Annotated in this window: 19 protein-coding genes and 1 tRNA gene; 2 read left to right on the top strand and 18 right to left on the bottom strand. The window is 73.5% G+C overall.

The window, feature by feature from the left end:
- Nucleotide 1: 1 nt before the first annotated feature.
- From AWH51_RS10680 to AWH51_RS10660, 5 genes are all read right to left on the bottom strand, one after another.
- Nucleotides 2–913: a carbohydrate ABC transporter permease gene (locus AWH51_RS10680; RefSeq protein WP_063072046.1), complete on the bottom strand. Its 912-nt coding sequence runs from the start codon at nucleotides 911–913 to the stop codon at nucleotides 2–4.
- Between the two features lie 11 nt (nucleotides 914–924).
- Nucleotides 925–1,866 carry a carbohydrate ABC transporter permease gene (locus AWH51_RS10675; protein WP_107490193.1) on the bottom strand — a complete coding sequence of 314 codons (942 nt, stop codon included), beginning with the start codon at nucleotides 1,864–1,866 and terminating at the stop codon, nucleotides 925–927.
- 3 nt (nucleotides 1,867–1,869) lie between these two features.
- Nucleotides 1,870–3,138, bottom strand: coding sequence for an extracellular solute-binding protein (locus tag AWH51_RS10670; RefSeq protein ID WP_063072045.1), 1,269 nt, complete (start codon nucleotides 3,136–3,138; stop codon nucleotides 1,870–1,872).
- A 189-nt stretch (nucleotides 3,139–3,327) separates the two neighbouring features.
- Nucleotides 3,328–3,894 carry a hypothetical protein gene (locus tag AWH51_RS10665; RefSeq protein ID WP_063072044.1) on the bottom strand — a complete coding sequence of 189 codons (567 nt, stop codon included), beginning with the start codon at nucleotides 3,892–3,894 and terminating at the stop codon, nucleotides 3,328–3,330.
- A gap of 5 nt (nucleotides 3,895–3,899) precedes the next feature.
- Nucleotides 3,900–4,724: a ribokinase gene (locus AWH51_RS10660; RefSeq protein WP_175345510.1), complete on the bottom strand. Its 825-nt coding sequence runs from the start codon at nucleotides 4,722–4,724 to the stop codon at nucleotides 3,900–3,902.
- Nucleotides 4,725–4,870: 146 nt separating this feature from the next.
- On the opposite strand from AWH51_RS10660, the gene AWH51_RS10655 reads away from it, so the two are divergent.
- Nucleotides 4,871–6,223, top strand: coding sequence for an MFS transporter (locus AWH51_RS10655; RefSeq protein WP_063072042.1), 1,353 nt, complete (start codon nucleotides 4,871–4,873; stop codon nucleotides 6,221–6,223).
- On the opposite strand, the gene AWH51_RS10650 is transcribed toward AWH51_RS10655, so the two are convergent.
- The 3 genes from AWH51_RS10650 to AWH51_RS10640 are packed head-to-tail and all read right to left on the bottom strand — an operon-like array spanning nucleotide 6,186 to nucleotide 8,835.
- Complete coding sequence (locus AWH51_RS10650) at nucleotides 6,186–7,028, bottom strand: ABC transporter permease (protein WP_081235051.1); 843 nt, start codon at nucleotides 7,026–7,028, stop codon at nucleotides 6,186–6,188. The genes AWH51_RS10655 and AWH51_RS10650 overlap by 38 nt on opposite strands.
- A complete protein-coding gene (locus tag AWH51_RS10645) occupies nucleotides 7,025–7,912 on the bottom strand; it encodes an ABC transporter permease (protein WP_063072041.1) in 888 nt (295 codons plus the stop codon). The genes AWH51_RS10650 and AWH51_RS10645 overlap by 4 nt, the downstream gene beginning before the upstream one ends.
- Complete coding sequence (locus AWH51_RS10640) at nucleotides 7,909–8,835, bottom strand: ABC transporter ATP-binding protein (RefSeq protein WP_063072062.1); 927 nt, start codon at nucleotides 8,833–8,835, stop codon at nucleotides 7,909–7,911. Before AWH51_RS10640 ends, AWH51_RS10645 begins: the two co-directional genes overlap by 4 nt.
- Before the next feature lie 215 nt (nucleotides 8,836–9,050).
- On the opposite strand from AWH51_RS10640, the gene AWH51_RS10630 reads away from it, so the two are divergent.
- The gene (locus AWH51_RS10630) at nucleotides 9,051–10,994 is read left to right on the top strand and encodes an ABC transporter ATP-binding protein (protein ID WP_063072039.1); all 1,944 of its coding nucleotides are present in this window, start codon (nucleotides 9,051–9,053) and stop codon (nucleotides 10,992–10,994) included.
- 3 nt (nucleotides 10,995–10,997) lie between these two features.
- Here AWH51_RS10630 and AWH51_RS10625 read toward each other — a convergent pair whose 3' ends face one another.
- From AWH51_RS10625 to topA, 10 genes are all read right to left on the bottom strand, one after another.
- On the bottom strand, nucleotides 10,998–11,357 hold the full coding sequence (locus tag AWH51_RS10625; RefSeq protein ID WP_063072038.1) for a DUF2834 domain-containing protein: 360 nt from the start codon (nucleotides 11,355–11,357) through the stop codon (nucleotides 10,998–11,000).
- 27 nt (nucleotides 11,358–11,384) lie between these two features.
- A complete protein-coding gene (locus AWH51_RS10620; RefSeq protein ID WP_063072037.1) occupies nucleotides 11,385–12,203 on the bottom strand; it encodes a TrmH family RNA methyltransferase in 819 nt (272 codons plus the stop codon).
- On the bottom strand, nucleotides 12,203–13,684 hold the full coding sequence (locus AWH51_RS10615; RefSeq protein ID WP_063072036.1) for an NAD-dependent succinate-semialdehyde dehydrogenase: 1,482 nt from the start codon (nucleotides 13,682–13,684) through the stop codon (nucleotides 12,203–12,205). Before AWH51_RS10615 ends, AWH51_RS10620 begins: the two co-directional genes overlap by 1 nt.
- A 99-nt stretch (nucleotides 13,685–13,783) precedes the next feature.
- A complete protein-coding gene (locus AWH51_RS10610) occupies nucleotides 13,784–14,374 on the bottom strand; it encodes an isochorismatase family protein (protein WP_063072035.1) in 591 nt (196 codons plus the stop codon).
- Between the two features lie 64 nt (nucleotides 14,375–14,438).
- On the bottom strand, nucleotides 14,439–15,944 hold the full coding sequence (gene dacB, locus AWH51_RS10605) for a D-alanyl-D-alanine carboxypeptidase/D-alanyl-D-alanine-endopeptidase (RefSeq protein ID WP_254654541.1): 1,506 nt from the start codon (nucleotides 15,942–15,944) through the stop codon (nucleotides 14,439–14,441).
- A 195-nt stretch (nucleotides 15,945–16,139) separates the two neighbouring features.
- Nucleotides 16,140–16,215: transfer RNA gene (locus AWH51_RS10600), tRNA-Thr, on the bottom strand.
- Nucleotides 16,216–16,300: 85 nt separating this feature from the next.
- The gene (locus AWH51_RS10595) at nucleotides 16,301–17,815 is read right to left on the bottom strand and encodes an alpha/beta hydrolase (RefSeq protein ID WP_254654540.1); all 1,515 of its coding nucleotides are present in this window, start codon (nucleotides 17,813–17,815) and stop codon (nucleotides 16,301–16,303) included.
- A 98-nt stretch (nucleotides 17,816–17,913) separates the two neighbouring features.
- Nucleotides 17,914–19,119: a DNA polymerase III subunit delta' gene (locus AWH51_RS10590; RefSeq protein WP_063072034.1), complete on the bottom strand. Its 1,206-nt coding sequence runs from the start codon at nucleotides 19,117–19,119 to the stop codon at nucleotides 17,914–17,916.
- Entirely contained in the window at nucleotides 19,116–19,751 is a 636-nt protein-coding gene (gene tmk, locus AWH51_RS10585; RefSeq protein ID WP_063072033.1) for a dTMP kinase, read from the bottom strand. Before tmk ends, AWH51_RS10590 begins: the two co-directional genes overlap by 4 nt.
- Nucleotides 19,748–22,699, bottom strand: coding sequence for a type I DNA topoisomerase (topA, locus tag AWH51_RS10580; RefSeq protein WP_063072032.1), 2,952 nt, complete (start codon nucleotides 22,697–22,699; stop codon nucleotides 19,748–19,750). The genes tmk and topA overlap by 4 nt, the downstream gene beginning before the upstream one ends.
- Nucleotides 22,700–22,880: the final 181 nt, after the last annotated feature.

Raw genomic sequence — 22,880 nt, 5'->3', positions numbered from 1 at the left:
GTCACTTGAGGCCGGCGGTCGCGACGCCCTGGATGAAGTGGCGCTGCAGCACCACGAACAGGGCGAGGATCGGCGCGATCACGAGCACGGATCCCGCGAGCAGCAGGCCGTAGTCGGTCGCGTTCTGCCCGGTCGAGTACAGCGACAGCGCGATCGGCAGCGTGTACATCTGCTCGCTCTGGGCCGCGACGAGCGGCCAGAGGAAGTTGTTCCACGAGGCGAGGAACGTGAGGATGCCGAGGGTCGCGAGCGGCGGCCCGCACAGCGGCATCACGATGCGGGCGAAGATGCGGAACTCGCCCGCGCCGTCGAGCCGGGCGGCCTCGATGAGCGCCTCGGGGATCCCGAGCATGAACTGCCGCATGAGGAACACCCCGATGGGCGCCGTGATGAACGGGAGGATGAGCGCCGCGTACGTGTTCACGAGTCCGAGCCCCGAGACCATGACGAACAGCGGCACGAACGTGACGACGCCCGGCACCATGAGCGTCACCATCACGGTGAGGAACAGGAGCCGCTTGCCGGGGAACTCCATCTTCGCGAGCGCGTAGCCGACCATCGAGCAGAACACGAGGTTGCCGAGCACCGTGATGAGCGCGACGACGAGGCTGTTGGAGAAGAACGTGCCGAAGTGCAGCGGCCCGAACCACTGCGCGAAGTTGTCGGCGACGGGATCGGCGGGCCACCACGTGGGCGGGCGCTGCAGGATCTCGCCCTGCGTCTTCACGCTGCCGAGCGCCATCCAGACGAACGGGATCAGCCAGACGCAGAGCGCGGCGGCGAGGACGAGGTAGAGGATCGCGCGGGCGCGACGCCCGCGGTCGGTGCGGCGCCGGGGGCGGCGGGGCGGGGTGCCGGTCGCGGCGTCGGCGACGACGGGCGCGGCGGCGGGGGCGGATGCGGTGGTGGTCATGCGCGGGCCTTTCAGTCCTTCGACCGCAGCAGCCGGAACTGCAGCAGGCTGAGCAGGGCGATGGCGAGGAAGAGGACGTAGCTCGCCGCGGAGGCGAGGCCGTACTCGCCGAAGCCGAACTGCCGGTACGTGTAGTACGCGACGGACAGCGTGGAGTCGAGGGGGCCGCCGCGCGTCATCACGAACGCCTCCTCGAAGAACTGCAGGAAGCCGACCGAGATGAGCACGGATCCGAGCAGCAGCGTCGGGCGGAGCAGCGGCAGCGTGACGGAGATGAGGCGGCGCCACGGGCTCGCGCCGTCCATCACGGCCGCCTCCTGCACCTCCTCGGGCACGGCCTGGAGGCCGGCCAGGAAGATGATCATGAGCGTGCCGACGTTCCGCCACACCGCCATCACGACGAGCGAGGGCAGCGCCCACGTGGTGTCGCTGAGCCAGTTGGGGCCGGTGATCCCGATGCCCGCGAGCGCTGTGTTGAGCAGCCCGTCCGGCAGCAGGATGTAGCGCCACACGACCGACACCGCGACGATGCTCGTCACGACCGGCGCGTAGAACCCGACCCGGAAGAACGAGACGATGCGGCCGCGTCCCGAGTTGAGCGCGAGGGCCAGCGCGAGCGCGATGACCATCGTCACCGGGATCCCGACGACCACGAAGAAGGCCGTGACCCCGATGGAGCGGAGGAACGTGGCGTCCGTGAAGAGCTTCGCGTACTGGTCGAGGCCGACGAAGTCGATCGCGAACGGCGAGCGGATGTCGGTCGCCCGGAAGTCGGTGAACGACATCGCGAACGAGCTGACGAGCGGCACGAGCATGAAGACCGCGAACACGGCCACGAACGGGAGGCAGAAGCCCCAGGCGACGAGCGCCTGACGACGGCGCTGCCGGGCGACGAGCGGGGACCGGGTGCGGCCGGGACGGGTCCCGGCCGCACGCGTGACGGTGATGGCCAACGGCTACTCCGCCGAGCCGATGGAGTCGGCGTCCGACTGCAGCTTCGCGAGCGCGTCGGGCACGCTGGCGGTGCCGCGGCGGATGCGCTCGAGCGCGGAGTCCGCGGCGGATCCCACCTTGACCCAGTTCGTGCTCACCGGCACCGACTTGGCCGTCTTCAGCTGCTCGCCGAACGCGGCGAGGGTGGGGTCGCCCTGGAGCGCCGGGTCCTGCCACGCGGACTGCTGCGCGGGCAGGTCGCCCGTGGCCGCGTACCAGGCCGCCTGCGTCTCGGGCTGGCCGAGCCAGCGGGCGAGCTTCCACGCGGCGTCCTGGTTCTTCGCCTGGTCGAACACGACGAGGTTGGCGCCGCCGCTGAACGACGCCGAGGTCTCCTGGGACGGCAGCACCGCGGTGGTGAACTTCGAGGCGAAGTCCGCGCCGCCGACGCTCTTCAGCTGGCCGATCTCGAACGGGCCCTCGATGAGCATGGGGGTGGATCCGTCGACGAACGACGACTCCTGCGCGCCCGAGGACACGTCGACGTCGGGGTCGGCGATGCCGTCGGCGAAGAAGCTGCCGTAGTACTCGTACGCCTCGCGCATCTGGGGGGTGTCGAGGGTCCACTTCGCACCGTCGGCGATCTCGGCGCCGTTCGACCACGGCATCCAGAGCGTGCCCTGGAAGGCGTCGTTGCCGGCGGGGAGGCGGATGCCGTGCTTAGCGCCCGCCTTCGTCTGCATGTCGGACGCCATCTGCTTCAGCTCGTCCCAGGTGGTGGGGGCCTTCGTCCAGCCGGCCTTCGCCGCGAGGTCGGTGCGGTAGTAGAGCACGCGGGTGTCGACGTACCAGGGGATGCCCGCGGCGCGGTCCTTGACGGTGTTCGTGGCGAGGGATCCCGGGAAGGCGCCGCTCGCGTCGACGTCGGTCGGCACGGTGGTGAGGGCGTCGGCGAAGTCGGCCATCCACGTCGTGCCCATCATGGCGATGTCGGGCGTCGTGCCGCCGGCGATCGCCGTCTGGATCTTGTTGTGCGCCGCGTCCCACGGGATCGCGGTGACGTCGACCTCGACGCCCGGGTTGGCGTCCTCGAAGGTCTTGAGGAACGAGGGCAGGGCCTCGCCCTCGGCGCCCATCGCCCACATCGTGACCTTGCCGGTGGCGGGCGCGGAGCCGAGGGTCGTCGCGGCCGCGGCGCCGGAGCCCTCGTCGGCGGACCGGCCGCAGCCCGTCAGCGCGACGGTGGCGGCCAGCACGGTCGCGACCGCTCCCAGACGCATGGATGTCTTCACGTGTTCCTCCTTGAACGAAGCGCCCGCGTCGCGAGCCGGTGATCTACTTATGCGCATAAGAAGCGCAACGCGTCGAGCATCTCATGGACCCCGTGCAGGGGGCAAGCGCGGGGTGCGCGCTCCCGCGATCCGCGCAGCCGGGAGGCGGTCGGCCCGCTGTCTGTCCGCTGTCGGCCCGATGTCGGGCGGTCAGGCGGGGTCGGCGGCGCCCGGTCTGACCGCGGGCGCGACGGCCGGCGCGTCGAGCACCGGTCCGTCGCCGGCGGCCGCCTCCGCGCGCGCCGACCGCTCGCGGTGCTCCACCCACGCCATCACGCTGCTGTCGACGCGGTCGAAGAGCTGGACACCCACCTCGAGCTCGCCGACGTCCCACACCACGGGGTTCGGCTGGCCCTCGATCGGCGAGCGGGACGGGCCGAGGGCGGCGGTGAGGGCCGCGACGAGCGCGTCGTGCTCGCGGCGGACGAGCGGATCCCGCGGGCCGCCGTGGCGCGCCAGGGAGAAGTGGGTGCTCGTGACCGCGCCCTCGTGGGTGCCGAGGCTCACGTGGTCGACGGTGTCGGGGCCGCCGGCCAGGGCGCGCGGCTCGGAGCCGCCCCCGTGCGCGTCCACCTCGCCCGTCGGATGCACGCCGAGGCGGGCCAGCATCCGCTCCGCCTCCGCCGCGTCATCCGGCCATGGCGGCGTCGTGAGGGCGAGGATGAACGCGACGACGGCCGCGGTCGCCCCGTGCGGATCCGGCGCCACGTCGGCCACGGGGATCAGTCGTCCGCCGGCTGCGCGCCCTGCCGCTGCACGACGACCGCGGCCGCGTCCGCCGCCACGACCAGGGCGCCCTCGCGGTCGGCGCCCGCGGCGAGCGCGGAGGCCAGCGCGCCGCAGAACGCGTCGCCGGCGCCCGTGGTGTCGACGACGCGGGAGACCCGCGACGCGGGCACCTCGACATCGCCCCACATCGCGCCCTCGGCGCCGAGGGTGACGAGCAGCGACGCGGGCGCGCGCGTGCCCGACTCCCGCAGCAGCCCGGCCTCGTGCTCGTTGACGACCACGGGATCCGCGAGCGCGAGGACGTCGGCGGGCAGCGCGGCGAACGGCGCGAGATTGAGCACGACGCGGGCGCCCGCGGCATGCGCCCGACGGACGCCCTCGGCGACGGTGTCGAGGGGCAGCTCGAGCGACGCGAGCAGCACGTCGCCCGCGGCGAGCGCGTCGAGCGGATGCAGGTGGGCCGACGCTACGCGCCCGTTGGCGCCGGGCGCGACGATGATCGTGTTCTCCCCGTCGTCGTCCACCGCGATGACCGCGAGGCCCGTCGTGGCGCCCTCCACGGTCACGAGGCCGGACACGTCGATGCCCCGGTCGGCGAGGCGCGCGCGGTACGCGGATCCGTCGGCGTCGTCACCCACGGCCCCGACCATCGCGACCTCGCCGCCCGCGTCGGCCGCCGCGACGGCCTGGTTCGCGCCCTTGCCGCCCCAGAGGCGCTCGGGGTCGGATCCCATCAGGGTCTCCCCCGGCTGCGGGTGCCGCGGGACGCGCACCACCTGGTCGACGTTGAGCGATCCGAGCACCACGACGCGGCCCATGGGCACCTGCCTCCCCCGGCCAGGCCGGACGCGCCCGGGTGGCGCTCCCCGCCAGGGTACCGAGCGGATCCGCCGCGCTGGCACCGCCCGGGCGCCGACGCGCCTGCCGCTACCGTGGGGAGGAGACGACGGATCGGAGGTCGCCCGTGCCCGACCCCGACCCGCGCGCGCCCGGCCCCCGCCGCCCGCTCCTGATCTCGCGCTCGTTCTCGCTGATCTGGCTCGCGCAGGCGCTCTCCGCGTTCGGCGAGTACGTGCTGGCGGCGACCGTCACGGTGTGGCTCGCCACGGGTCTCGCGCCCGGCGACCCGGCCCTGCCGCTGTACATCGGCGCCGTCGTCGCGGCGACGAGCCTGCCGCGGCTCCTGCTCGCGCCGGTGGCGGGCGTGCTCGTCGACCGCTGGCCCGCGCGCCGCGTGATGATCGCGGCCGACCTCGCGCGCGCCGCCCTCCTCGTGCCGCTCCTGGTGATCGCCGCGACCGGACCCGTGCCCGTGGTGATCGGGACGGTCATCGCCACCCAGTTCCTCATCGGCTGCGCGTCCCAGCTCTTCGACCCGGCGCGCGCCGCCCTCGTGCAGGTGGTCGTGCCCGCGGACCGCCGCGCCGCCGCCGCCGGCCGGTCGCTGCTCGCGAGCACGGGCGTGGGGATCCTCTCGGCCATGGCGGGCCCGGCCGTCTATGCGGCACTGGGGCCGGAGCCCGCCATCGTGATGGACGCCGCCTCGTTCCTCGTGTCGGCGGCGCTGGTGCTCGCGGTGCGGGAGCGCGGGGCCGTGGCGGCGGTCGGCGATCCGGCGGGAGCGGGTGCGGGAGCGGGCGGCGGCGGCACGCACGGCGCAGTCGCGAACGCCCGCGCGCGGTTCCGCGGGGAGCTGGCCGCCGGGATCCGGATCGTGAAGGCCTCGCCGCGCCTCCGGATCCTCGTGGCCGGCCTCGCCGCCTACGGCGTGACCCTCGGGGTCAACAACGCGACCCTCGCCCTCGTCGCCCTCACCACGATGGGGCTGACGGCCGCCGAGTACGGCGTGGTGACGGGCATGTTCGCGGTCGGCGGCCTCGTCGGATCGTTCACGGCGCCCGTGCTCGTGGCCCGCCTCCGTCCCGAGCGCGCGCTGCCGGCCGCGCTCGTCGCCCTCGGCCTCACCTACGCGGCCTACTCGACCGTGCGCGCGTTCCTGCCCGCGGCGATCCTCATGGGGCTGGCGGGCCTCGTCTTCGCCGTGTTCCTCGTCTCCCAGGGCCCGATCCTCCAGGCGGAGGCGCCCGTCGGCACCATGGGCCGGGTCTCGTCGCTCACGTCGACGGTGCTGGCGGCCTCGTCGCTCCTCGCGACCGTCGTGACGGCGCAGGTGCTCGCCCTCCTCCCGCCGGACGCCCAGCCCGCCGCCTACCCGGTCGCGATGGCCGCGGCGGCCGTGGTGATGGGCGGCGCCGGGCTCGGGCTGGTGGCGAGCGGCCTCAGTCGAGGAACAGGATCCGCAGCCGCCGCGTCGTGAAGACCAGGCCGATCGCCGTCATCACCGCGAAGTAGAGCACGTGGCCGACGACCGCGAACGAGATCGCGCCCGTCGTGAAGCCGCGCACGAGCTCCACCGCGTGCCAGAGCGGCAGCGCCTGGATCACCGTCTGGATCCACGCCGGGTAGACCGACAGCGGGTAGAAGGTCGCCGAGAACAGGAACATGGGCAGCAGGATGAAGTTGATCCAGTCCATCTGCTGGAACGTCTTCATGTAGCTCGTCACCGCCATGCCGAAGCTCGCGAACGCCAGCGCCACGAGCACGACCGAGGGCAGCGCGAGGATCGCCCACCACGACAGATTCAAGCCGAGCACCTGCATCACGACGAGGAAGCCCGACGAGTAGACGACGCCGCGCAGCAGCGCCAGCGAGATCTCGCCGAAGGCCACGTCGAGCGGGCCGAGCGAGGTCGCGAGCATGCCCTGGTACAGCTTCGAGTGGTTCATCTTGAAGAAGACGTTCCAGGTGGAGTCGTAGACGGCGCCGTTCATGGCCGAGACGGCGAGGAGCGCGGGCGCGATGTAGGCGGCGTACGGCACCGGCTGGCCCGTGCTCGTGGTCACGTCGCCCACGAGCGAGCCGAGGCCGATGCCCATGGCGAGCAGGTAGAAGACGGGCTCGAAGAAGCCGGAGAGGACGACGGTCCAGTTGGTGCTGCGCGTGGCGAGCAGGCCGCGGGAGAGGACCGAGCGAGCGTTGCCGGCGTAGAGCGCGCGGGGGCCGCCGCGGCTCCGGCGGGCGGCCGGTGCGGGGGCGTCCGCGGGCATCGTGGATCCGGTCATGCGCGGAGCCTCCTCGTCGCGACGCGGCGGGCCAGCGCCCAGCCCACCGCGAGCCAGAGCAGCAGGTACGCGACGTGCGCGAGCGTCAGCCAGAGCGGCTCCTGCATCCCGTAGGTGGCGACCCGCCCGAGCTCGGTGCCGTGCCAGAGCGGCGAGATCCAGCCGATCCACTGCAGCCAGATCGGGAACTGCGTGAGCGGGAAGAACGTGCCCGAGAACAGCGACAGCGGCGTGATGACGAAGCGCATCACCATGGCGATCTGGCCGGTGTCCTGCGTGAGGGTCGCGACGTAGGCCATGAGCATCACGCCGATGGCCATGCCGGTGAGCACGGCGGCGCCGATCGCGAGGACGCCCGTGCCGAGCGGCACCGCGCCGAAGAGCAGCATGAACGCGAAGTAAGCGATGCACGTGGGCGCCATGCGGATCGCCACGCCGATCACCTGGCCGTCGACGATCTGGGCCGGCGTGAGCGGCGACGCGTTCATGGCGTGGAACACGGGGTTCCACTTGAAGCCGCCGAAGATCGGGTAGCTGAACTCCTCGCTCGCGACCGTCATGGCGCTCGTCGCGAGGAGCGCGGGCGCGACGAACACCAGGAAGCTGACGCCGAGCGCCTGGTTCGCGCCCGTGCCGCGGTCGACGACCGTGGCGAGGCCGACGCCGAGCGCGTAGAGGTAGACGTACGGGCTCGCGATGCCGGTGGCGAGGGCCGTGCCGAGGTAGGCGCGGATCCCGAGCAGGCGGTGCTCGGCGGCGTACCAGCCGCCGAAGCGGCGCGGGCGGACGCCGCCGGCGAGGGCGCGCGCCCGGTCGTCGGCGCCGTCGCGGGGCCCGTCGGCGGCCGCTCCCCCGGCGGCGGCGCTGCGGTCGACGACGCTCACTCGACCAGGCTCCGTCCCGTGAGGCGGAGGAAGACGTCCTCGAGGCTGGAGCGGCGCACGAGAGTGGTGATGGGCTTCAGGCCCTGCTCGAGGATCCGGCTGAGCACGGCCTCGCCGTCGGACGCGTAGACGAGCACGCGGTCGGGCAGCACCTCCACGCGGTCGCCGTACCCGGCGATCTCGCGCGACGCGGACTCGTTGCGATCGGAGCCGAAGCGCACCTCGAGCACCTCGCGGCTGGAGTGGTCGCGGATGAGGGACGCGGGCGAGCCCTCGGCCATGATCCGGCCCTCGTCGACCACGACGATCCGGTCGCACAGCTGCTCGGCCTCGTCCATGTAGTGCGTCGTGAGCACGAGCGTCGTGCCCTGCTCCTTGAGGCGGAAGAGGCGGTCCCAGAGGATGTGGCGGGCCTGCGGGTCGAGGCCCGTCGTCGGCTCGTCGAGCAGCAGGATCCGCGGGTCGCTGATGAGGGCGCGCGCGATGGTGAGGCGCCGCTTCATGCCGCCGGAGAGGTCGTCGACCTTGGCGCCCGCGCGGTCGCTCAGCTGCGCGAACTCGAGCAGCTCGTCGGCGCGCGCGGCGACCTGCTTGCGCGGAAGCCCGAAGTAGCGGCCGTAGACGATGAGGTTGTCGCGCGCCTTGAGCTCCAGGTCGAGGTTGTCGGCCTGCGGCACGACGCCCAGCTGCGAGCGGATCTCGGGGCCGTGCGTGTCGGGGTCGAGCCCGAGGATGTCGAGCGTGCCGCCCGTGCGCGAGGAGACCGCGCCGATCATGCGCATGGTCGTGGACTTGCCGGCGCCGTTCGGGCCGAGGAGCCCGAAGGACTCGCCGGGCGCGACCTCGAAGGAGAGGCCGTCGACGGCGACGTGGTCGCCGTACTTCTTCACGAGGCGGTCGGCGGTGATGACGGGGGTGGGCACGATCAGCAAGCCTAGGGAGCCGAGCGCTTTTCCACCATGGGCGGGAATGCGCGGCGCGCGTCCGCCCCCGCCCGGCGGACCCCCGGCGCCCGGCGCGTAGAGTCCTGGAGGCGGTGCGACGCGCCCGATCCCGGGCCCCCGGCCCCGCCGACGACGCCCTGCGGGAGACCGCGGCCGCCCGCCTCGACCACGCTCACCACCCCCGGAGAACACGCATGAGCACCGCCCGCCCCTCCACCGCCGCCCCGCGCGCCCGGTCCCGCAACCCGTTCGCGCGCCGCGACTCCGCCGACGACGGGCCCCGCGCGCGCTTCTCGGAGCTGCTGCCCTACATCCTCGAGCAGCGCGGGCTGATGGCCTTCGTCATCGTGCTCAGCGTGCTCGGCGCGGCCGCCAGCCTCGGCCAGCCGCTCCTCGTGCAGCGCGTGGTGGGCGTCGTGCAGGCGGGCGGCGCGCTCGGCGCCCTCGTGTGGGCGCTCGTCGGCCTCGTCGTCGTGTCCGGGCTCCTCTCCGGCTACCAGCACTACCTGCTGCAGCGGATGGGCGAGGGCATCGTCCTCTCGTCGCGCCGCACGCTCGTGCGCCGCATCCTCCGCCTCCCCATCTCCGAGTTCGACACGCGCCGCACGGGCGACCTGGTCTCCCGCGTCGGCTCCGACACCACGCTCCTCCGCGCGGTCCTCACGCAGGGACTCGTCGAGGCGATCGGCGGCGCCGTCACGTTCCTCGGCGCGATCATCGCGATGTTCATCATCGACCCGGTGCTCCTCGGCCTCACCGTGCTGGTCGTCGCCGTCTCGGTCGTCGCGGTCGTGGGCCTCTCCGGCCGGATCCGCGTCGCCAGCCAGCGCGCGCAGCGCAAGGTCGGCGACCTGGCCGCGAGCGTGGAGCGGGCCATCGGCGCGATCCGCACCGTGCGCGCGAGCAACGCCACCGACCGCGAGATCCGCACCATCGAGCAGGACGCCGAGGGCGCGTGGGAGATGGGCATCAAGGTCGCGAAGGCGTCGGCCGTGGTGGTGCCGATCGCGGGCATCGCCCTGCAGGCGTCGTTCCTCGTGGTGGTCGGCGTGGGCGGGTTCCGCGTCGCGTCGGGTGCCATCGCGGTGGGCGACCTCGTGGCGTTCATCCTCTTCCTGTTCCTCATGATCATGCCGCTCGGCCAGGCGTTCGGCGCCGTGACCGCCGTGAACCAGGCGCTCGGCGCGCTCGGCCGGATCCAGGAGATCGTGAAGCTGCCCGTCGAGACCGACGGCGACGCGGAGCTCGCCGGCCGCCTCCGCGACGACGCGCCCGCCGCGGACGACCGCGCCGACGCGCCCGCCGTGGAGCTCGTGGACGTGCGGTTCGCCTATCCGGTGGCGGCCTCGGCCGACGACGAGGACGGCGAGGACGGCGAGGACGGCGAGGACGGCGCATCCTCCGCGAGCGGATCCGGCGCCGACGACGACGCCGCACCCGGCGCCGACCGCACCGGCGGCGGCGTCCTCCAGGGCATCAGCTTCCGTGCCGAGCGGGGCACGCGGATCGCGCTCGTCGGCCCGTCAGGCGCGGGCAAGAGCACGATCCTCGCGCTCATCGAGCGCTTCTACGACCCGACCTCCGGCGTCGTGCGCGTCGGCGGCCGCGACATCCGGGCTCTCGACCGCGAGGACCTCCGCCGCCAGATCGGCTACGTCGAGCAGGACGCCCCCGTGCTCGCCGGCACGCTGCGCGAGAACCTCACGCTCACCGCGTTCGACGCGACCGACGAGGACTGCGTGAAGGTCCTGCATGCCGTCAACCTCACGGAGGTGCTCGCCCGCAACGAGCTCGGCCTCGACGCGCCCGTCGGCGAGGACGGCATCATGCTCTCCGGCGGCGAGCGCCAGCGCCTCGCCATCGCGCGCACCCTGCTCTCCGCGCCGCCGATCCTGCTGCTCGACGAGTCGACGTCCAGCCTCGACGGCCTCAACGAGCAGCTGCTCCGCAAGGCCATCGACGCGGTCGCCGAGCACCGCACCCTCATCGTCATCGCGCACCGGCTCTCGACCGTCGTCGACAGCGACCTCATCGTCGTCGTCGAGAAGGGCCGCGTGGTCGGCACGGGCACGCACGCGGAGCTCGTCGTCTCGACGCCGCTGTACCGCGACCTCGCGAAGCACCAGCTGCTGGTGTAGCGCTCAGGTCGTCTCCGGGCGTCCCGCCGCGGCCAGGTGCATCTCCCGCGCTGCGAGGAACACCGGCAGCGCGACGGCGAACGCCACGAGCGGCGCGAGCAGCACGTAGATCCACACCCGCCGCATCCGGAGCCGGCGCCCCTCCACGATGATGAAGGTGACGCTCGCGACCGCGGCGATCAGCAGGTCCCACGACAGCGACGACACGGCCGGGCCGCCCGCGCCGAGGTCGGCGAGGAAGTCGCGGCCCTCCGTCATCACGCGGATGTTCGCCGACCAGGTGAGCACGAGGCCGGCCGCCGCGAGGACGAGGTAGACGACGGCGAGGCGCGTGGGGCGGCGGCGTGAGGATCGTGCGGGCATCGGGACCTCCTGGTGGCTGACGCCAGGCTAGGCGCTGGCCGGGGACGCCGTGAGCGCGTACAGCGCCACCGCGCTGGCGGCGGCGACGTTCAGCGAGTCGATGCCGTGCGCCATCGGGATCCGGACGACCGTGTCGGCCGATGCGATCGCCTCCGCCGAGAGCCCCGGCCCCTCCGAGCCGAGCACGATGGCGAGCCGCTCGTGCGCGTCGGCGCGGAAGTCCCGCAGCGAGACCGCATCCGGCGTGAGGGCGAGCGCGGCGACGTGGAAGCCGGCGTCGGCGAGCGCCTGGCGCGTCTCCGGCCACTCCCCCGCGCGGGTCCACGGCACCTGCAGCACGGTGCCCATGCTCACGCGGATGGCCCGACGGTAGAAGGGATCCGTGCAGCGCGGCGTCACGAGCACGGCGTCCGCCCCGATCGCGCCGACCGAACGGAAGATGGCGCCGACGTTCGTGGGGTCCACGACGTCCTCGAGCACGACGACCCGCCGCGCGTCCGCGAGCAGCGACGCGACCGACCGCAGGGGCGGCCGGTCGAGCGACGCGACGACCCCGCGATGGAGCACGTACCCGGTGAGCTCCGCGAGCAGCTCCCCCGGTCCCGTGAACACGGGCACGTCCCGGTCGCCCACGAGCGCCAGCGCCTCATCGACCGTGCCGCCGAGCGCGAGCACGGACCGCGGCGCGTGCCCCGCCCGCAGCGCCCGCTCCAGCACGAGCGCCGACTCCGCCAGGTAGATCCCGTGGCCCGCGCCCTCCGCCTTCCGGAGCGCGACGTCGGTGCGGTGGCTGTAGTCGGCGAGCCGCGGATCCGCGAGGTCCGTGACCTCGACGACGTGCGCCACTAGCCGGCGAACGGGTCGGGCGTGAGCGTGTACTTCGTGTCCAGGTACTCGTGGATGCCCTCGAGCCCGCCCTCGCGGCCGAGCCCGGACTGCTTCACGCCGCCGAACGGCGCCGCCGCGTTGGAGATGACGCCCATGTTGAGGCCCGTCATGCCCGTCTCGAGCCGCTCGATCATCCGCTGGCCGCGCGCGAGGTCGCGCGTGAAGACGTACGAGACGAGGCCGAACTCGGTGTCGTTGGCGAGGCGCACGGCGTCGTCCTCGTCGTCGAACGGCACGATCGCGACGACCGGGCCGAAGATCTCCTCGCGCAGGATGTCGCTGCCCTCGACGACCCCGGTGAGGAGCGTCGGCGGGTAGAAGTGCCCGGCGCCGTCGCGGGGCTCGCCGCCCGCGCGCACGTCCGCCCCGCGCTCCACGGCGTCGCGCACGAGCCGGTCGGCCTTGTCGACGGCGCGGCCGTCGATGAGCGGCCCCACGGTCACGCCCTCCTCGGTGCCGCGCCCGATCCGCATCGCGTCGATGCGCTCCCGGAGGCGGTCGGCGAACGCGTCGGCGATCGAGGCCTGCACGATGAAGCGGTTGGCGGCGGTGCACGCCTGCCCGACGTTGCGGAACTTGGCCGCCATGGCGCCCTCCACGGCCTTGTCGAGGTCCGCGTCCTCGAACACCACGAACGGCGCGTTGCCGCCGAGCTCGAGCGACACCCGCAGCACGTTCTCGGCCGCCTGCGCGCCGAGCTGGCGCCCGACGGGCGTCGATCCCGTGAAGCTCAGCTTGCGCAGCCGCGGGTCGGCGATGAGCGGACCGGTGACGCCCGCGGCGTCCGTGGTGGGGATCACGTTGAGCACGCCCGCCGGCAGCCCCGCCTCGGCGAGCAGCTCGGCGAAGCGCAGCGTGGTGAGCGGCGTGAGGTCGGCCGGCTTGATCACCACGGTGCAGCCCGCGGCGAGCGCCGGCGCGATCTTGCGGGTCGCCATGGCGAGCGGGAAGTTCCACGGGGTGATGAGGAGGACCGGGCCGACCGGGTGCTGCGACACGATCATGCGACCGGTGCCCTCGGGGTTGACGCCGTAGCGGCCCGTGATGCGCACGGCCTCCTCGGAGAACCAGCGGAGGAACTCGCCGCCGTACGTCACCTCGCCGAGCGACTCGGCGAGCGGCTTGCCCATCTCCAGCGTCATGAGGAGGGCGAACTCGTCCTTGCGCTCCTGCAGGAGGTCGAAGGCCCGGCGCAGGATCTCGCCCCGTACGCGCGGCGCGGTCGCGGCCCACTCCCGCGCGGCGTCCACCGCGGCGTCGAACGCGCGCATGCCGTCGGCCGGACGGGCGTCGGCGACCCGGGCGATGACCTCGTCGGTGGCGGGATCCCGCACATCGAACCTCGCGCCGCCCTCGGCGTCGACGCGGTCGCCGCCGATCAGCAGCGCGGTGGGCGTGCCGGCCAGGAGGTTGGTCTCGGACGGGGTGGATGCGGTCATGCTGTCCTCGCTTCTGCGTCGTGCGTGTGCGTGTGCGTGTGCTGCTGCCTGTGCGTGCGGCCGCCCGTGCGTGCGTGCGTGCCCGTGCGCGCGTGCCCGTCAGTCGGCGGGACCGGACACGATCTCCGCGCCCGCGTCGCGCAGGCGCTCGAGAGCCGCGGTGCTCGTGGCCGGGGCGACGCCCGCGACCAGGTCCGCGAGCACGCGCACCCGCTTCCCCTGGTGCACGGCGTCGAGCGCCGAGGCGAGCACGCAGTAGTCGGTCGCGATGCCCGCCACGTCGATGTCGGTCACGTCGTGGAGCACGAGGAGGTCCGCGAGCGGCACGCCGTCCTCCGTGGTGCCCTCGAAGATCGAGTAGGCGGGAGCCCCCTGCCCCTTGCGGAGGTGGAAGTCGACCGCCGTCACGTCGAGATCCGGGTGGTACTCCGCGCCCGTCGTGCCCTGCACGCAGTGCTCCGGCCAGGTGGTCGAGAAGTCGGGCACCGTGCCCGCGGCCGCGAAGTGCCCGCCGTTGCCGCCCGTGGCCTCATGCCAGTCGCGCGACGCGAAGACGTGGTCGTACCGGTACGGCTCGTCGGCGAGGAGGCGGGTGATCCCGCGGGCGACGTCGCCGCCGCCGTCGACGCCCAGGGCGCCGCCCTCCGTGAAGTCGTTCTGCACGTCGATGATGAAGAGCGCTCGGCTCATGCGCCGCTCCTTCCCCGGGCGATGCCCGATGCCGTGGATCCGCCGCCCGGGACCGGGCCGCGCGTCACTCGTCCCCCAGGTCCGCTCCGCAGCGGTACGCGCCGGCCGCGAGCGCGTCGAGCGCGACCTTCGCGTTCCCCGTCACGTTCCCGATCGCGTAGAAGGCGAAGGTGAGCTTGGTGCCGTCGGCCGCGTCGATGATGCCCGCGAGCGTGTAGCCCGTGTCGATCCAGCCGGTCTTGGCGACGATGTGCCCGCGCGCGACGGCGCTGTCCCCGGTGAAGCGGCTGGCCAGGGTGCCCGTCTTGCCCGCGACCGGCAGCCCGTCGTGCAGGTAGCCGAGCGCCTTCTGCCGCTGGTCGACCTGGATCATGAGCTGGGCCAGCAGGGACGGGGGCACGCGGTTGTCGGGGCTGAGGCCCTGCCCGTCGACGATGGTGAGGCTCGACGTGTCGAGGCCGTACGCCTGCAGCGCCTTCGGGATGCCCTGGGCCAGCGACTGCTGCGTGCTCCCGGCGCCCACCTCGATGGACACGAGGCGCGCGAGCGACTCGGCGAGGACGTTGTCCGAGTTGATGAGGGCGGTCTGGATGAGCGACGACACCGGCTGCGACTCGACCTTGCCGAGCACCGCGGCGCCCGCGGGGGCGGTGCCCTGGGTGACCTGCGCGGATCCGCCCAGCATGGAGCGGAACGTGCTGCCGACGCGCGCCAGCGGATCCTCGCTGCGGGCGGACACCACGGCCCCCGGGTCGGCGCGGTCGGCGTCGAGCTGGAGCGGCGTCATGAAGCTGGAGTAGCCGGCCTGCCGTTCGGTCGCGGCCCACGAGGGAGCCCAGGTCTCGCCGGAGAACAGGGACGTGTCCAGCACGATGCGGGTGATGGGGGTGCCGGCAGTGGCGGGATCCGCCGCCCACGCCGTGCGGACCTGCTGCGCGAGGTCGCTGAGGCGGGGCGCGCCGGGGTAGACGGAGCTGCCGCTCGTGAGGCGCGACAGAGTGGGGTCGCCGCCGCCGACCAGCACGACGGTGCCGGGCTCGGCGCCTCGCACGACCTTGGTGGTGATGCGCCGATCCGGTCCGAGGGCGGCGAGGGCGGCGGCCGAGGTGATGACCTTCATGACGCTCGCGGTGCGCTCCGGCGTGCCGCCGTTCCGGTCGAACAGGACGCGGCCGGTCGCGGCGTCGCGGACCTGGCCTTCGAAGGTGGCGAGCCGCGGGTCCTGCGCGAGGGAGGAGAGGGAGCACATGCGGAGGTCGCGGGCGGCGGGCGGGCTCGCCGGTGCCGGCCGCGCGGGGGCGACCGAGGGCGTGGGGCTCGGCGTGGGCGTGGGATCCGCGGTGGCCGCGGTGTCCGCGGTGTCCGCGACGCTCGCCGAGGCGCTGCCCGCCCGGCCGGTGGCCGCTCCCGCGCCCACGGCGCCCGCCGCGAGGAGCGCGACGACGGCCACGACGGCCGTCACCCGACCGGTGCGCCGGCGGCCGGGACGGAGCGCGGCACGCCGCGAGGTGGGAGCCGTCGCGCCGCGGTCCGCGCGCGGGGCGTCGGGGCCGTCGGCTTCGGATCGCATGGGGCCATGTTAGACGGCGCCGTGGTGGGCTCCCCCTGCGTCCGCCCTGCGCCGCGGAACCGGAGGTCCGCCTCCCTGGGGAGGGACGGCGAGGGAAGCCGCCGGATCGCGTGGACCCGGTGCCCGGCAGGATGCCGGTGCGGATCGCCGCCCGGCGGACGGTGCGGATGGGGCGCGGGTGCGCGATGACGCGCGTGGAGCCGCCTGTCAGAATCGAACTGACGACCTTCTCATTACGAGTGAGATGCTCTACCGACTGAGCTAAGGCGGCCCGGCCCGGACTCAGCGAGTACCGGGCACGAATAGAGAGCATACCGGATGCCGAGGGGCCTCCCGTCCACCGAGCGGCTCCGCCGTCACCCGCAGGTGGTGCCGTCCGCGGGCGGATCGCCGCCGAGCAGGTACCCGTCCACGGCCGCCACGATGCAGGGATCGCGCTCGTCGTAGGCGATGTGCCCCTCGCCGCGGTAGGTCAGGAGCACGCCCGACGACAGCTGGCCCGCGAGCGCCTGGGCCCAGGAGTACGGCGTGGCCGGGTCCCCCGTCGTGCCGACCACGACGATGGGCGCGGCGCCCTCGGCCGTCACGGGCGCCGGCGCCTGCCGGGCCGCGTACGGCCAGTTGGCGCAGATGGGATCCGGCTCGGCGTCGCGGGAGGTGTCGGGATCGGCGAGCTCGCCCTGCGCCGAGCGGATCTCGCGTGCCTCGGTCGCGAGCACCGACGGGTCGCGCTCGACGGGGTGGTCGACGCACTGGATGGCGAGGAAGGCCTCGAAGTAGTTGCCCCGGTAGGTGCCGTCCGGGTTCCGCCCGAAGTAGTTGTCGGCGAGCGCGAAGGCGGTCGACGGATCCCCCTGCATCGCCTGCGTGAACGCCGTCGTGAGGGCGGGCCACTGCCGCTCGCTGTACAGGGCCGAGTCGATGGCGCTGCGCATGACCGCACGGTCGAGCTGGCGCCCGTCGCGGGCGCGCACCGGGCTCTCGTCGAGCGTGGTGAGGAGCGACGCGACCATGCCGATGCCGTCGTCGACGGATCCGCTGAACGGGCAGCCGCTCCCGGCCAGGCAGGCCGCCATGTAGGCCTCGAAGGAGTCGCGGAAGCCCGTCGTCTGCGCGAGCACCACGTCGAAGGAGCTGGCGGCGGGATCCGTCGCCCCGTCGAGCACCATGCGTCCGACGTGCGCCGGGAAGTCCTGGGCGTACTGGGCGCCGATGCTCGTGCCGTACGAGTACCCGAGGTAGTTCAGCCGCGGATCGCCCACGAGCGCCCGCAGCATGTCGAGGTCGTGGGCCGTGCTGCGGGTGTCGATGAACTCGAGCAGGTCCCCGGAGCGTGACGCGCAGGAGGCGGCGAAGTCCTTCGACGCCTGGGTCAGCTCGTCGTCGGCCTGCGGGCTGCCGGGGGCGGCGTCCGTCTCCTGGTAGAGCAGGGCGTCGAGCTGGGGGTCGTCCACGCAGTCGACCGCGGTGGAGGCGCCGACGCCGCGCGGATCCCAGCCGACGATGTCGTAGCCGTCCTGCAGAGCGCGCGAGGTGGCGGAGTCGACGCCCGACTTCACGAAGTCGACGCCGGACGCGCCGGGGCCGCCGGGGTTGACGAACAGCGATCCGCGTGGCTCGCCCGATCCGCGCGCCGTGTGCCGCACGAGCGCGAGCTGGATGTCCTTCGCGGGGTCGGGAGCCGACCAGTCGAGGGGCGCCGTGGCCGTCGTGCACTGGGCGCCGTCCTCGCACGGCGACCACTGCAGCGTCTGGTCGTAGTACCTCGCGAGATCGGGGGCGACCTCCTCTGCCGTGGGGCTGGAGGTGGCGCTGCGGGGCGCGGGGATGCCGAAGGCGCCGCAGCCGCTGAGGACGAGGACGCCGATCACGAGGGCGGCGACCGCGGTGGCAGCGCGACGCGCGGTCCGACGCCGACCCGGGGCGCGGGCTCCCCGGTCGCGGGGCCCGATCGGACGCGGGCGCCGCATCATGACCGGCCCGCCGTCCGCGTGCGCGTGAGGGAGACCAGCATCGCCTCCAGCGCGAGGGCCGGCGAGACGTTGCCGTCGATGCGCCGTCGGGCGACCGCGACCGCGTCGAGCACGGCGAGGGAGGCGGCGGCGGATCCGGCGGCGGCCGCCTCGGCGATGCGCGGTGCGATCGCCTCGTTCACGGCCGGCAGGTCGGCGCCGAGCTGGTGGAGCAGCACGTCGCGGTGGAGGGACATGAGGTCGACGAGGATCCGGTCGATGCCGTCGCGGAGGCTCCGCGTGGCGCGCCGCTTCTGGTCCTCCTCGAGCTGCCGGATCTGCGAGCGCAGCTGCGGGGGGATCGACCCGCCCTCCTGCACGCCGAGCGAGCGCAGCGCGCGCTCGCGCTCGTCGGCGTCGCGCTGGACGGTGAACGCCTTCGCGTCCTGACCGGCCAGCTCCAGCAGGGCGCCGGCGGCTCGCACGGCGTCGCCGACGGTGCGGATCCCCAGGGCGAGCTCCAGCGTGCGGCTGCGGCGCTCGCGCGCCTCGGCGTCGGTGGCGAGGCGGTGCGCCATCCCGATGTGGCTCTGCGCCTCGCGGGCTGCCCGGGTGGCCGTCGCCCGGTCGACGCCGTCCCGGCGCTGGATGAGCGCGGCGACGTCCTCGACGGACGGGATCCGCAGCCGCACGCTGCGCACGCGCGAGCGGATCGTGGGGATGAGGTCGGCCTCGCTGGGGGCGCAGAGGATCCAGATGGTGCGCTCCGGCGGCTCCTCGAGCGCCTTGAGCAGGAGGTTGGAGGTGCGCTCTGTCATGCGGTCGGCGTCCTCGACGACCATGACGCGGTAGCGGCCGACCGACGGCGAGTACTGCGACGACGTGACCAGGGCGCGCACCTCGTCGATGGCGATGATGACCCGCTCCGTCGCGAGGACGCCGAGGTCGGGGTGGCTGCGCGCGGCGACCTGGCGGGCCGTCGCCGCGTCGCCCTCGGGCGTGCCGTCGCTGAGCAGCGCGGTGGCGAAGGCGTAGGCGAGGTTCGACCGGCCGGACCCGGGCGGCCCGGTGATGAGCCAGGAGTGCGCCAGCGCGGTGCCGGCGGCGTCGCGGGCGGTGGCGCGGGGGCTGCTCGCGGCGGCGAGGAGGGCCACCGCCTCGGACTGCCCGGTGAGGTCGTCCCAGATGGCGCGCCCGTCGGGTGCGGTGACGACGACGCTCACGCGGGGGCCCCCGCACGGAGCAGCACGGCGACCCGTGCGCGGATGCGCTCGGCGATCTCCTCGCGAGGCGACGACGCGTCGACGACGAGGAACCGGTCGGGCTCGGCGTCGGCGAGGGCGAGGAACGCGTGGCGCACGCGCTCGTGGAAGTCGGCCCGCTCGGACTCGAGCCGGTCGAACCGCGTGCGGGCGGCATCGAGACGCGCGCGTGCGGACGCCTGGTCGAGGTCGAGGAGCACGGTCAGGTCCGGGAGGAGGCCCTCGGCCGCCCAGAGCGACAGGCTCCGGACCTCCCGGGCGTCGAGGACGCGGCCCGCGCCCTGGTAGGCCACGGACGAATCGAGGTACCGGTCCTGCAGCACCACGGCCCCGCGCTCGAGCGCGGGGCGCACGACCGCGTCGACGTGGTGCGCGCGGTCGGCCGCGTAGAGGAGCGTTTCCGCTCGCGGGGCGATGTGGCCCCGCCGATGGAGGACGATCTCCCGGATCTCGGCCCCCAGCTCCGTGCCGCCCGGCTCGCGCGTGGGGACGACCTCCTGGCCCTGCTCCTCCAGCCACGTGCGCAGGAGCGCCGACTGCGTGGACTTGCCCACGCCGTCGCCGCCCTCCAGGGTGATGAAGACGCCGGTCACGTCGCGTCGGATGCCGCCGCGGCGGCCGCGGCCCTGTTCGCGGCCCGGGTGGCAGCAGCCTTGGTGGCGGCAGCCGATCGGGTCGCCGACGTCGTCTTGGCGGCGGTGGTCGACTTCGCGGCCGTGGTCGACTTCGCGGCCGTGGTCGACTTCGCGGCTGCCGGTGCCTTGGCCTTCGCGGGAGCCTTCGCCTTGGCCTTGGCGGGCGCCTTGGCCTTCGCCTTGGGCTTGGCCGGCCCCTTCGCCCGCTTGTCCGCGAGCAGCTCGACCGCCCGGTCGAAGTCGATGTCCTCGACGGACTCGCTCTTCGGGATGGTGGCGTTGGTCTCGCCGTCGGTGACGTAGGGGCCGAAGCGGCCGTCCTTGACCTTGATGCCCTTGCCGCTCACCGGGTCCGCGTCGAACTCCTTCAGCGCGCTCGACGGTCGGCGTGCGCCGTACTTGGGCTGCGCGAAGACCTCGAGGGCACCCGGGAGGTCGATCTCGAAGATCTGCTCCTCGCTCGTGAGCGACCGCGAGTCCGTGCCCTTCTTGAGGTACGGGCCGTACTTCCCGTTCTGGGCAGTGATGGGCGTCGCGGTCTCCGGGTCCTCCCCGACGACGCGCGGCAGGTCGAGGAGCCGGAGCGCCGTCTCGAGGTCGACGGTCGCGAGGTCCATGGACTTGAAGATGGACGCCGTGCGCGGCTTGACCGCGGCTGCCTTCTTCGCGGCGGGCTTCTTGGCGGGCGCCTTCGTGGCGGGCGTCGCCGCGGTCGTCGCGGCAGCTGTCTCGAGCACCTCGCCCGTCGCCGGGTCGACGCCGTCGACGGGAGCCGCCGGAGTCTCCTCGGGCTCGGGATCGAGCTCGGTCACGTAGGGGCCGTAGCGACCGTCCTTCGCGACGACCTGCTTCCCGTTCGCCGGATTGATGCCGATGACGCGGTCGTTGACGACCGGCGCGTCGATGAGCTCGCGCGCCTTGGCGGACGTGAGCTCGTCGGGAGCGAGGTCCTCGGGGAGGTTGACGCGACGAGGCGTCGCGTCGGGCGCCGCGCCCTCCTCGTGCACCTCCAGGTACGGGCCGTACTTGCCGATGCGTAGCGTGATGTCGTCGGCGATGCGCAGGGAGTTGATCTCCCGGGCGTCGATCTCGCCGAGGTTGTCGATGGTGGGACGGAGGCCCTTGTGGGAGTCGTTCCCGTAGTAGAAGCCCTTCAGCCAGTCGACGCGCTCGGCCGAGCCGTCCGCGATGCGGTCCAGGTCGCTCTCCATGCCCGCGGTGAAGTCGTACTGCACCAGCTCGGTGAAGAACTCCTCGAGCAGCCGCACCACCGAGAAGGCGATCCAGTTGGGCACGAGCGCCGTGCCGCGAGGGGTCACGTATCCGCGGTCCACGATGGTGGAGATGATGGCCGCGTACGTGGACGGGCGCCCGATGCCGAGCTCCTCGAGCGTCTTCACGAGGCTCGCCTCCGTGTAGCGCGGCGGCGGGCTGGTCTCGTGGCCCTTGGCGTCGACGTCGACGAGACGGAGGTCCTGCCCCTTCTTCAGGTCGGGCAGCTTCGCCTCGCGCGGCTCGGCGGTGCCGTGCCGATCCTCGTCGCGACCCTCCTCGTAGGCGGCGAGGAAGCCGCGGAAGGTGATGACGGTGCCCGACGCGGCGAACTCGGCGACCTCGCCCGCGGACGTGGGGCCCGCCGCGATGACGACCGACGCGGTCGATCCCTTCGCGTCCGCCATCTGCGACGCGATGGTGCGCTTCCAGATGAGGTCGTAGAGCTTGTGGTCGTTGCCGCGGAGCGTCGACGCGAGCTGCTGCGGCGTCCGGAAAGTCTCCCCCGCCGGGCGCACGGCCTCGTGGGCCTCCTGCGCGTTCTTGCTCTTGCCCGCGTAGAGGCGCGGCTTGTCCGGCACCGTCTCGGGGCCGTAGAGCTCCGCGGCCTGCTTGCGCGCCGCATTGATCGCCTGCTGCGAGAGCGAGGGCGAGTCGGTGCGCATGTAGGTGATGTACCCGTTCTCGTAGAGCGACTGGGCGACGCTCATCGTCTGGCGAGCGGAGAAGCGGAGCTTGCGGGCGGCCTCCTGCTGGAGCGTGGACGTGGTGAAGGGCGCCGCGGGCCGTCGCGTGTACGGCTTCGACTCGACGCTCTGCACCCGCAGGGGGACGGACGGGTCGCGCAGCGCCTCGGCGAGCGCCTCCGCGGTCGCGGCATCGAGCGGCCGGGAGTCGTTCTTCAGCGCGCCCTTGTCGTCGAAGTCGCGACCGGTGGCGATGCGGGCGCCGTCGATGCGGACGAGCCGGGCGTCGAACGGGAGCTCCTGCTGGAGCGGCGACAGCGACGCGGTCAGGTCCCAGTAGGCGGCGGTGACGAAGGCGAGGCGCTCGCGCTCGCGGTCGACGACGAGGCGCGTGGCCGCGGACTGCACGCGTCCCGCCGACAGCCCCGGGCCGACCTTGCGCCACAGCACGGGCGACACCTCGTAGCCGTAGAGGCGATCGAGGATGCGCCGGGTCTCCTGGGCGTCGACGAGCGCCGTGTCGATGTCGCGCGTGCTGTCGCGGGCGCGCTCGATGGCCTCCTTGGTGATCTCGTGGAACACCATCCGCTTCACGGGCACCTTGGGCTTGAGGACCTGCAGGAGGTGCCAGGCGATGGCCTCCCCCTCGCGGTCCTCATCCGTCGCGAGGAAGAGCTCGTCGGCGTCCTTCAGGGCGCGCTTGAGGTCGGCCACGGTCTTCTTCTTCTGGTCGCTCACGACGTAGTACGGCTCGAAGCCGTTCTCGACGTCGACGGAGAACTTGCCGAGCGTGCCCTTCTTGAGCTCGGGCGGCAGGTTCTTCGGCTCGATGAGGTCGCGGATGTGGCCGACGGACGCCTGCACCTCGTAGCCGCTGCCCAGGTACTGGCCGATGGTCTTGGCCTTGGCCGGCGACTCGACGATGACCAACTTCTTCGTGCCGGGCACGTGACTCCTTATATATGCGTTCGCGGGGGCCGGTCTCCGGCCCGGGTTGCGGGATGCGTGCCGGCACGGGATGCGCTCCGGGCGACGTGCGGCGGGGTCCCCGACAAGGCACACCATACACACGAGCACCGACCGTGCACCTAATCCCGGAGACGGTCGGACACGGCGTCCGCCGGGCCCC

This window comes from Clavibacter tessellarius (genome assembly GCF_001618005.1).
Lineage (GTDB): Bacteria > Actinomycetota > Actinomycetes > Actinomycetales > Microbacteriaceae > Clavibacter > Clavibacter tessellarius_A.
Note: the sequence above shows the minus strand (reverse complement) of the source record. Positions and strands in the feature narration are given on the sequence as shown.